Consider the following 10460-nt stretch of genomic DNA (forward strand, 5'->3'; position numbering starts at 1 on the left):
AGCCTAGGCCGCCGGACCAGCCGGCGCGGTAGGGCGGGCCCTACCTCCAGGACGGGGCCCAGGGCTGGTGCGACGGCTCGCCGCGGCCGGTTGCCTGGAGGCATGAGGATGACAAGGATCGCCCTGAAGTCACTACGGGCCCGCTGGACTTCACTGACCGGGGCATTCGTCGCGCTGGCCCTCGGCGTCGCCCTGACGGCCGCGATGACGCTCGGACTGGCCGGCGTCCCCGCCCTGCCGCCCGGGGAGGACGCCGTGGTGCTGTACGCCGTCCTCGGCACCGCGAGCGGCGTGTCCACCTTCGTCTCCGCCTTCGTGGTGGCGTCCACCTACGCGTACGCGGTCGCGCAGCGCCGCCGGGAACTCGGCCTGCTACGACTGGCCGGCGCCACCCCCGCCCAGGTCCGGCGGACGGTGCTGACGGAGGCCCTGCTGCTCGGCACGGCCGCCTCCGCCGCCGGGTGCCTGACCGGCCGGGCCGGCGCGCCCCGGCTCGCCGCCCAGCTGGTCACGGCCGGCATGGCCCCGCCCGGCTTCACCGCCGGCACGGCCTCCTGGCCGCTGTACGCCGCCTTCGCGACCGGCCTGCTGGTGGCCCTCGGCGGGGTCGCCGTCGCGGCCCGCCGGGCCGGCCGGACCGGACCGCTGGACGCCCTGCGCGAGGCGGACGTCGACACCGGGGTGATGACGGCCGGCCGCTGGGCGTGGGCCGCCGGCCTGCTGCTCACCGCGGCCGCCGTGGTCGCCACGGCGCTGGCCACCGACCCGGGCCGGCTGCTCGCCCGCAAGACCTGGACCACCCAGCCGATGCTGCTGATCAGCGCCTGCGCCCTGCTCACGCCCGTGCTGACGCCCCCGCTGCTGCGCCTGCTGGCCTGGCTGCCGGCCCGGCTGACCCGCTGCACCGGGCGGCTGGCCCGGGAGGGCGCGACGACCGGCCTGCGGCGGACGGGCGCCGTCGCGGCGCCGGTCCTGGTCGCGGTGGCGCTGGCCGGCTCCCTCGCGGGAGCCCTGCAGACGGTGAGCGCGGCGAGGGCCGCCGAGGCCAGGGCGCAGAGCGCCGCCGACTACGTCGTCACGCCCGGCGGCCGGGGCACCGGGGCGGCCGGCGCGGGCCTGCCCGACGCGCTGCGCGCCGTCCCCGGCCTGGTGGTCTCCCCCACCGCCGGGACCAGGCTCTCGGTGGTCGAGCCCGACGGCGCGGTCGTCGCCACCGAGGCCCGGGCGGCCGATCCGGCCGCGCTCGCGGTGGTGTCCCGGCTGCCGGTACTGGCCGGCTCGGTCGCCGCACTCGACGACGACGGCGTGGTGCTGCCCGAGGAGTGGCCGCAGCACACCGTCGGGCAGCGGGTGCCGGTGGTCCGCCCGGACGGCAGCCGGACCACCCTGCGGGTGACCGCCGTGCTGCGCGACGGCCTGGGCGACAACGGCCTGTACGTCACCGCCCGCAACGCCCCGGGCGCCGTGGTGGACCGGATCGACGTGCGGCTGCTGCCCGGCGCCGACCGGGCCGGGACGGACGCCCGCCTGCGCGCCGAGGCCCGGGCGCACGGGGCGACGGTGGCCACCCGGGACGCCTGGCTCGCTACCGCCTACCCCGCCGACAACCGGACGGCCCGGCTGCGCAGCGCCCTGGTGCTGGGCCTGGCCCTGCTCTACACCGGGATCGCACTCGCCAACACGCTGGTGATGGCGACCGCCGACCGCCGACCTGAGCTGGCCGTGCTGCGGCTGACCGGGGCGACCCGGGGGCAGGTGGTGACGCTGGTCACCGCCGAGTCGCTGCTGGTGGTGACCGCCGGCGCGGTGCTGGGCTGCGCGGTGGCGGGCCTCAACCTGGCCGGGATGCACGGGGCCCTGGCCGTGCTCGGGGTGAGTGCGCCCGTGCCGCTGCCCTGGGGGACGGTGGGCGCGGTGACGGCGGCGGCCGCGGTGATCACGGTGCCGTGCGCGGCGCTGTCGACGGTCTGGGCGCTGCGCGGCCGCCCGGTGGCGGCCGTGGCGCGGTGAGCCGTGACCGGCCGCCGGCCGCCCGGACGGGCTCGGACTCGGCTCGGGCCGGGCTCGTTCAGGCGGCGCCGAGGGCGCGCAGCGCGGTGCGCTGGGTCCAGGCCAGCAGCCCGACCGTGAGCGCGGCCATCACCAGGGCGAAGCCGACGTGGCCGAACGTCGAGGTGATCCCCAGGCCGACCGCGCCCAGCAGCAGGTGACTTCCGAGGCGCACCGCGACCAGTCCGGCCGCCACCTTGCGGGTCCCCTTGCCACGCCAGAGGGCCTTGGCCAGCCGGAGGCGGCCGCGCAGCACGGTCAGCGAGACGGTGATGTTGACCAGGCCGACCAGTACCAGCGCGGGCCAGGCCTGCGGAAAGGCCTTGATGATGTCGAAGGACGCGGCCAGGACGGCCTCGAACCCGAAGAACCAGACCGGCAGGCGCGGCACGGCCTCCAGCAGCCCGGCGGCCGATCCGGCCCGGGCCGGCCGGGACGGCGCGGTGGGCGGGACGGCGGTGACGGGGACCACCGTGGGCGAAACGGTGACCGGGACGGTGACCGGGACGGCGGCGGCTCGGTTGCCCATGGTGATCTGTTCCCCCGGAAGCGTGTGGTCCGGTCCGGCGCGTTCGCCCGATCGGTGGACACGATTCTGCTCGGGCGGCCGGTGCCCCACCACGATCCGGCGTCACCACTACCGGATGACGGATGTCATACCGCCCGGCCCCGCCGCTCCCCCGCGTGCCGGGAGCGCCGCGCGCCGGCGCGGACCCGGTCGAGCCCCGCCGGCCGGGCGTGGGAACGCGAAGGAAGGATTGTGTGAATTCCCGGTGGCGCCGTCGCCCGGGTGGCGGCACGGCCGGTCGAATCGGCCGGGCGCCCCGTCGCGCGCACCGGAATTCCCCGGTCCGGACCCAAAAGGAAGATCGTCCGGCGACCGGCACGCGGTGGACCCGATCCGGTGCTCCGGAGGTTCCGGGCGGAAATCCGCACAGAACGGCCGTGGGGCCCGCAGAAAATCTGCGGGCCCCACGGTCAGCGACTCACGCCGCGCACTTCGGCACTGTCATCAGATGACGGTGATGTTCTCCGCCTGCGGGCCCTTCTGGCCCTGCGTGACGTCGAACTGCACCTTCTGGCCCTCGACGAGCTCGCGGAAGCCCTGGGCGCTGATGTTCGAGTAGTGGGCGAAGACGTCGGCGCCGCCACCGTCCTGCTCGATGAAGCCGAAGCCCTTCTCGGCGTTGAACCACTTCACGGTGCCAGTAGCCATATTCATTCTCCTTCGGGGCTGAACCGGCGACCCGCACCTCGCGGATCACCTTGCCGTCGCACTGATTGCCCCGTCCGGAAAAGAATCCGGGCAAAAAACAAAAAAGTGCGCCTAGGTCGAAACCAGCAGGCGCACACATAAGTTCATGGGAACCAAAACTGCAACTGGTATCGAGCGTAGCACGGTCCGGGGGGCAAATGACCCGTGTCCGCCAGAAAATTCAGGCCTCGCGCCGGCGGGCTCCGATGTGCGACTCTCGACCTAGAGGACCACTCGCTCCCCGACCACACCCGTGAGGCAACATGCGTTCCACCATCGCCGGCCGCTCGTTCTACCTGGAGGCGAACGAGGTGGAGAAGGCCATGGCCGGGATCAAGCCCGAGCCCGCCCTGGCGGAGGCCGTCCGGATCGGGCGTCGCTGGTACCCCGTCAAGCAGGTCGGCGCGGTCATCACCCGCCAGGACCGCCGGGACTTCAGCGCCGCCGAGGTGTACCGCGCGATGGAGCGGCTCGGCTTCACCTGCCGCACCTCGCCCCCGGTCGCCGAGGCGCCCGAGCCCACCGAGCCCGCCGCCGGCACCGAGGCCACCGACAACCCGCTGGGCTTCTGACCGTACGGCGACCGGCCACGGCCGCTCCCCGGCCCGGCCCCCGGCCGGCCCCGCTCGCGGGGCGGCGCTCCGGACGGCCGACCTGAACCGCTGCCCGGACGGGCCCCTCGGGGCCGCCGGGCTTTTCGGTGCGTCCGGACGCGGTGGGTCCGAGGTACCTCCGAGGTACGTCCGGTCCGAGGTACGCCCGGCGGGCCGAACCGCTCCACCGGTGCCGGGGCGCCGGCCGGGGACGGGCCGGAGCCGGGCCGGAGCCGGCCCAGGAGCGCCGGGGGCCGGCCCGCCGACACCAGGCCCGCCCACGCCCGCCCGGGCCCCGCATCGACCCGTCGGGCGCCGCCGCCCGCCGAAGCGCCTGCCGGTCCGGTGAATGGATCCCGGCCCCGGGACGGACCGCCCCATGCGCCCGCCGCCGTCAGGCGCCTGCCGCCTCAGGCACCCGCCGGCCCGGCCCCGCGGACCAGCTCCGCGACGAACCCCCGGACCCGCTCGGCCGGGTCCGCCGAGCCCGTCCAGGCCGTCATCAGCAGGTGGTGGACGGTGCCCACCACGAGCAGCGCCAGCGCCGCGCAGTCCGCCGCCTCCCCCAGCCGGCCGAGCCGCTGCTCCGCCTCCAGGTAGGCCGCGAGCGAGCGTTCGACCTCCGGCATCCCGGGCGCGCCGCCCTCCATCGCCGCCCTGACCCGCGCCGACACGCCGGCCCTGGTGAGGGCGAGCGAGGCGACCGCCGGACCGCTGGAGGCGAGCAGGGCGAGCGCCGTCCCGGTCAGGTTCCCGGCCACCGTCCCCTGCCCGGCGCGCCCGGGCAGGCCCTCGGCACCCTGCGCGACGGCCCGGAAGCGGTCCAGCACCAGCTCCGCCACGAACTCGTCCAGATCGGCGAAGTGGCTGTACAGGACGCCTTTGGCGCAGCCCGCCTCGCCGGTGACCGAGCGGTTCGACAGCCCGCCGGGGCCCTCCCTCGCCAACACCCGTTCGGCGGCGGCGAACAGCCGCTCCCGGACGTCGGTGATCGGCACTCCTCGCGGTGACATCGCGCTCCTTCCCGGCCGCCCGTGACCGCGGCCGCCCCGCCCCGACCGATACCCCTTGCCGGTATGGGCGCCTGCCCATACGGTATGGGCAGGCGCCCATACTAGTGGGCGGCCCGCACCGGACCGGAGGGAGTTCGCGATGCATCCCGTCGTCAACACCGAGCAGGCGCAGGCCTGGAACGGCTACGAGGGTGACCACTGGGCCGACCACCACGACCGCTGGAACGCCGTCAACGGTGGCTTCGACGAGCCCCTGTTCACCGCCGCCGCGATCGGCCCGCGCGACCACGTGCTCGACATCGGCTGCGGCGCCGGCCGGACCACCCGGCTGGCCGCCCGGCAGGCGGCCGGCGGCCGGGCCCTCGGGATCGACCTGTCCGCCCCGATGCTCGACCGCGCCCGGACCGAGGCCGCGGGCGAGGGCCTGGCCAACGCCGCCTTCGTGCAGGGGGACGCACAGGTGCACCCCTTCGCCCCGGCCGCCTTCGACGTGGCCGTCAGCCGGTTCGCGACGATGTTCTTCGGCGACCCGGTCGCCGCGTTCGCCAACATCCGCGGCGCGCTGCGCCCCGGCGGCCGGCTGGCCTTCGTCTGCATGGGCGACCCCGGCCGCAACGACTGGCTCCGGGTGCTGACCGCGCTCGGCGAGCACCTGCCGGTCCCGCCACCGCCCACCCCCGGCGACCCCGGCATGTTCTCGCTCGCCGAGCCCGGCCGCGTCCGGGAGGTGCTGGCGGGCGCCGGGTACGCGGACATCGGCGCCACCGCCGTCGAGGCCCCGATGCACTGGGGCCGGGACGCCGCGGACGCCGCCCGCTTCCTGCTCGGCTCCGGCCCGGCCCACCACCTGCTCGCCGGGGCCGACCGGGCCACCGCGCGGCGGGCCGAGGACACGCTGACGGCCGCCCTGAGGCCGCACGCCGGCCCGGCGGGCGTCCGGCTCCGGGGGGCGGCCCTGGTGGTCACCGCCGTCGCGCCCTGAAGGCGGGCCACCGCCGCGGGGAGCCCTTCCGGCGGAGGCGGGGACGGGGTCCGGCGCCCTACTCCTCGATCGCCCCGCCGGTGGCCCGCAGGTGCTCACGGAAGGTCAGCGCCGGGTCGGCCGCGCGGGCGGCCAGGTAGTCGGCGAACCCGGTCTGCCGGCGCAGGGACGTCCCGGCCCGCATGGCGGCCGCCTGCCGTTCCTCGACGTCGCGGATCGCCTCGGCCGCCGCCACGATCTCCCGCGTCCGCTCCCCCGGCAGGAAGATCACGCCGTCGCCGTCACCGACGGCCACGTCGGCCGTCGTGACCGTCCAGGGTCCGACCCGGGCCCGCTCCAGGCCGTCCGGGAGCCGCCCGCCGACCTGGAGCGGGCCGGCCGGGGTGGCACCGAGGGTGAAGACCGGCAGTCCGATCCGCAGCAGGTCCCGGGTGTCGCGGTGCAGGCCCCAGACCACGATGCCGGCCAGCCCGGCGCGTTGGACCTCCAGCACCACCAGGTCGCCGATGCAGGCCTCGTCGAGCCGTCCGCCGTTGTCGATCACCAGCACGTCGTCCGGACGGGCGAACTCCAGCGCCTCGAAGAAGATGTCCACGCTGCCGACATGACGCACCGGCAGCACCCGCCCGGCGCAGCGCATCCCGCCGTCCACCGCCGTCAGCTCCGAAGGCCCGCAACGCACTTCGAGCCCGAGGCGCACGCAGGCGTCCGCGAGGTGCGCGGTGGACAGTGCGGCGAGTGCGGACAAGGCGGACGTCTCCACGGCCGGCGACCGGTCGCTCATCGGGCTCACTCCGATCCCCGGCCCGGCGGACTCCGGTCGGATCTCGCAGTCTCCTCCCCGCCCGCCGGACGGGGCAAGGAGCGCGGCCGCACGGTAGCCCCGGCCCGCGGCTCCCGCGCCGCCACCCACCCCGTCGGACGGCGGGCGCCGTCAGCGCGCGCCGAACTTCTCGTCCGTGGAGACGATCTCGCGGCCGAGCGGCATCACCGAGATCGGGATCATCTTGAGGTTCGCCCACCCGAACGGGATCCCGATGATCGACAGGAACAGCGGGATGCGAGTCGCCCCGGGATCGGTCAGGACGAACCCAGGTCGACTCAGGGTGGGAACCTCACCAACCGGCGAACCGCTGGTCAGTGGAGACGATCTCGCGGCCGAGCGGCATCAGCGAGATCGGGATCATCTTGAGGTTCGCCCACCCGAACGGGATCCCGATGATCGACAGGAACAGCGGGATGCTCGTCGCGACGTGGGCGAGCGCCAGCCACCAGCCGGCGAACACCAGCCAGATGACGTTCCCGACGCACGACGCGGCGCCCGCGTCCTCCCGCACCACTGTCGTCCGCCCGAAAGGCCACAGGACATATCCGGCAATGCGGAAGCTGGCGATTCCAAATGGAATTGTAATAATAAGGATAAAGCAGATGATTCCGGCGACTGCATACGCGATGGCCATCCAGATGCCGCAGAAGATCAGCCAGAGGATGTTCAGGACAGACTCGATCACCTTCATGGAACCAGCCTGCCACGCACCTCCTCGGCCCGCCCGCGATCGCCCTCGGTCACCCCCGGCCGATGCCGCGACGTGATCCGGCCCTCAGGCCGAACCGCGCGACCGAGCCCCCGCCCCAAAGCGACAATCACCTGCACCCGGGGCACGAGGCAACAGGAGACAAGGGGCACGCTGAGGGGCCGGACGGCCGTCCTCCGGACACCACTCCAGTACGGGAGCGGACAACCGCAGAAGAGCACGGGACGCTGCTGCACCGACAGGTGCCCCCTCGATGCCGGAGCGGGCCGGCCGGCCCGCCCGACGGACGCCGACCTTCCCGAACCATCGGTGTGCGCCACGCCGCGCCCGACACTGCCCCCCTGACGCGATCGGCCCGGGAAACCGGGGCGACTGGGCCACCCCGGCGGCTTTCGTCCGAGCCGAACGGCGTCGCCCGACATGACTGCGATGAAGGAGATCCGGAGTTCGACCAAACGACTGCACGGGCCGAGCAAAGCCAACATCCAAAGATCATATTAGACCCCTGGTCGGATATCCGCACATTTCACAAATCCCGGCGGAGCATTCGAGAAGGATATAGGCTGCGGTAATTAATTTACCCCGGCGGCGGCTGCAACCGCCCCGGGGCCGGCCGACCACCCGGAGCCGACATGGCCAATGAAAGCACACTCGACCGCGCCTCGACCGGCCTGACAGCTCGGACCGAATCCGGCTCCGCCCTTCGCGCGGTGGACTATCTCCGCGTGAGCACCTACGAACAGAAGTTCGGTTTTGGCATTGCCAGTCAGGGAAGGCGGACGAGCGCTCACATCGCCCGCAAAGGCTGGACCCACGGGGGGGACCTACAGGGACGAAGGCATCAGCGGCAGTCTGGATGCCGCCGACAGGCCGGACTTGAAGCGGCTGATGGCGGACGCCGCCCACGTGCCGCGCCCCTTCGACGTGGTCGTTGTCAACGAGGGTCGCACCATCGGCCGGACCGGCCGAGCCTTCTGGCGCTGGGCATGGGCACTCGAAGACATGGGCATCTTCGTCGCCATCGTGGACGCCGACATCGACAGCACCACTGTGGAGGGCCGTCGCGAGATGCGGCGGCAGGCCGACCGGGCTGAGGCCGAGTACCAAACGATCAGGACCCGCACCCAGAGTGGACTGCAGGAGAAGGCACAGGTCGAAGACTCTCCGCACATCGGGGGCCGGCCTCCGTACGGATACCGGATCCACGACAAGGGCCGCAAGGGGAATTCACACCTCGTTGTGGCAGAAGACGAGGCGGCCACCATCCGGCGCGTGTTCTCCATGATGGTGACGGAAAATCTCACCCTCCGCCAGATTGCCATCCGGCTTCATGCGGAAGGAATCAAATGCCGTTCCGGCGTTCCCTGGTCGAGCGCAAATCTCCGGGACCGGATCCTGTCCCGCGCTGTACTCGACGGAGAAATGATATTTCGCGGTGATCACGCGCAGATCGATGCCAACGGCAAGCCGGTACGGGGCGAGTCGATAGCGATCGCACTCCCACGGATCCTGACCGAGGACCAAGCCGACCGCCTTCGCGCCGCAGCCGCCGAGAGGGCCAGGAAGAGCGGTCGCCGGCGTTCGGCCTACCCCCTCACGGGCCGCCTGATCAGCCTGTGCAACACCCCCTGCACCGGTGCCAGCAACGAGACCATGGCACACGGACGCCGCAACTATCGATGCAACGGCAAGTTCGAGCGAATTCCCGGTCAGCGGACCTGCGACTGCTCGTACCTGGCAGCTGACCCGATCGAGGCTCGCGTTTGGTCAGAGGTCGTCACCCTCCTCGGGAACGTGAAGGGCCTCGGAACACCGACCCCCGAGCGGGTCGACATGACAGGGGGCAGCCAAACCGCACATGCGCACCGGATTGCCGACCTCGATCGCCAGATCAACGGAATGAACGCCGCCATCGCCGCTGTGCGCGTGGCCTCGGCCAAACAGCAGCAGTCGGCGGATGCCCTCACGGCAGCGACCAAGGCGCTCCGCGAGGAAGTGGAACTGCTGGTCGAGATGCGTGCCGAAGCAGCGGCCTGGCTCGGCGAGATCGAAGACTTCCGCCCCCGTGCCGTGAACCTGCTTGAGATCACGAAGTTGACCCGGGATCAGTTGGCAGCCATGACGCTTGAGGAGCAGGCCGAGATCTTGGCCCTCCTGCATGTGAAGGTCACCGTCGAAGGGCCCGTACCGCTACGGCGCACGGGAATGAAGTGCACGGTTGAGGCCTGGTACCGAGCGGCGAAGTTGGACGTGCCAGCGTCCGATCTCTCGGACGACGAGTGGCGCTTGATCGCGCCGCTGCTACCGAAGGGCCGAAACGGCCGAGTACGCCGGTCTGTGGAGGCGATCTTCGCCAAGGCTCGCAGAGGGGTCCCCTGGCCCGCACTGCGAGCGGAGTACGGTTCGACAAGTACCGCTTCTCAGCACTTCAACGTGTGGTCCGCAAACGGGACGTGGGAGCGAATCAACGCTGTCCTGGCGGACGTGACTCGGGTACCACTTCCAGAGCTCGACCTCGTGCCGCCCATCCGGATCGAAGCGCGAATCGACCAGCGCGTAATGCTGATCACCCAGGAATCGTTCCGAACCGAGCAGTGATCACCATCCGTTTCGACCCGCCCGCCCAAGGCCGCCCCGAGGCTCGTCGGCGGCCGTGGAGCCCCCGGCGACGGAGGATGGGAAACCGAGGGGCTGGCGGGACGGGAAGCCCTGCGCCGTGGGCGGCCGCCGAGGGTCACTGCAGCGGCTCGCGGTCGTTCTGCAGCCGGTCGAGTTCGGCGATGTCGGGGTGGTGCAGGTCGAAGGCGGGGGACTCGGAGCGGATGCGCGGGAGGGTGACGAAGTTGTGCCGCGGCGGCGGGCAGGAGGTCGCCCATTCCAGTGACCGGCCGTAGCCCCACGGGTCGTCGGCCTCGGTCCTCTCCCCGTACTTGGCGGTCTTCCAGACGTTGTAGAGGAACGGGAGGGTGGAGATCCCCAGCAGGAAGGAGCCGATGGTGGAGACGGTGTTCAGGGTGGTGAAGCCGTCCGAGG

General features: G+C 72.8%; 10 protein-coding genes and 1 pseudogene. 4 read left to right on the top strand and 7 right to left on the bottom strand.

What is annotated here, in order from left to right:
* The first annotated feature begins 108 nt into the window (after nucleotides 1-108).
* Nucleotides 109-2010, top strand: a complete 1902-nt coding sequence (locus IE329_RS37200; protein ID WP_229928071.1) for an ABC transporter permease — start codon at nucleotides 109-111, stop codon at nucleotides 2008-2010.
* 58 nt (nucleotides 2011-2068) lie between these two features.
* On the opposite strand, the gene IE329_RS37205 is transcribed toward IE329_RS37200, so the two are convergent.
* Both IE329_RS37205 and IE329_RS37210 read right to left on the bottom strand, forming a co-directional pair.
* Entirely contained in the window at nucleotides 2069-2578 is a 510-nt protein-coding gene (locus tag IE329_RS37205) for a hypothetical protein (protein ID WP_190215484.1), read from the bottom strand.
* A 483-nt stretch (nucleotides 2579-3061) separates the two neighbouring features.
* Entirely contained in the window at nucleotides 3062-3265 is a 204-nt protein-coding gene (locus IE329_RS37210; RefSeq protein ID WP_190215485.1) for a cold-shock protein, read from the bottom strand.
* Nucleotides 3266-3567: 302 nt separating this feature from the next.
* Between IE329_RS37210 and IE329_RS37215 the strand changes: the two genes are divergently transcribed.
* Nucleotides 3568-3876: an SCO5918 family protein gene (locus IE329_RS37215; protein ID WP_190215486.1), complete on the top strand. Its 309-nt coding sequence runs from the start codon at nucleotides 3568-3570 to the stop codon at nucleotides 3874-3876.
* Nucleotides 3877-4307: 431 nt separating this feature from the next.
* On the opposite strand, the gene IE329_RS37220 is transcribed toward IE329_RS37215, so the two are convergent.
* Entirely contained in the window at nucleotides 4308-4910 is a 603-nt protein-coding gene (locus IE329_RS37220) for a TetR/AcrR family transcriptional regulator (RefSeq protein WP_190215487.1), read from the bottom strand.
* Between the two features lie 139 nt (nucleotides 4911-5049).
* On the opposite strand from IE329_RS37220, the gene IE329_RS37225 reads away from it, so the two are divergent.
* The gene (locus tag IE329_RS37225; RefSeq protein WP_190215488.1) at nucleotides 5050-5892 is read left to right on the top strand and encodes a class I SAM-dependent methyltransferase; all 843 of its coding nucleotides are present in this window, start codon (nucleotides 5050-5052) and stop codon (nucleotides 5890-5892) included.
* Nucleotides 5893-5950: 58 nt separating this feature from the next.
* Here IE329_RS37225 and IE329_RS37230 read toward each other — a convergent pair whose 3' ends face one another.
* The 3 genes from IE329_RS37230 to IE329_RS37240 form a co-directional block, all read right to left on the bottom strand.
* Nucleotides 5951-6676, bottom strand: a complete 726-nt coding sequence (locus tag IE329_RS37230) for an RraA family protein (RefSeq protein WP_190215489.1) — start codon at nucleotides 6674-6676, stop codon at nucleotides 5951-5953.
* A gap of 150 nt (nucleotides 6677-6826) precedes the next feature.
* Nucleotides 6827-7033 carry a YccF domain-containing protein gene (locus IE329_RS42155; protein WP_373311424.1) on the bottom strand — a complete coding sequence of 69 codons (207 nt, stop codon included), beginning with the start codon at nucleotides 7031-7033 and terminating at the stop codon, nucleotides 6827-6829.
* Nucleotides 7008-7409, bottom strand: a complete 402-nt coding sequence (locus tag IE329_RS37240) for a YccF domain-containing protein (RefSeq protein ID WP_190215490.1) — start codon at nucleotides 7407-7409, stop codon at nucleotides 7008-7010. Before IE329_RS37240 ends, IE329_RS42155 begins: the two co-directional genes overlap by 26 nt.
* Nucleotides 7410-8303: 894 nt before the next feature.
* Between IE329_RS37240 and IE329_RS37245 the strand changes: the two genes are divergently transcribed.
* Complete coding sequence (locus IE329_RS37245; protein ID WP_229928072.1) at nucleotides 8304-10025, top strand: transposase; 1722 nt, start codon at nucleotides 8304-8306, stop codon at nucleotides 10023-10025.
* 136 nt (nucleotides 10026-10161) lie between these two features.
* Here the strand turns inward: IE329_RS37245 and IE329_RS37250 are convergent.
* Nucleotides 10162-10460, bottom strand: a pseudogene (locus tag IE329_RS37250) (cytochrome ubiquinol oxidase subunit I); the annotation flags it as partial.

Source organism: Kitasatospora indigofera, from assembly GCF_014655955.1.
Classification (GTDB): domain Bacteria; phylum Actinomycetota; class Actinomycetes; order Streptomycetales; family Streptomycetaceae; genus Kitasatospora; species Kitasatospora indigofera.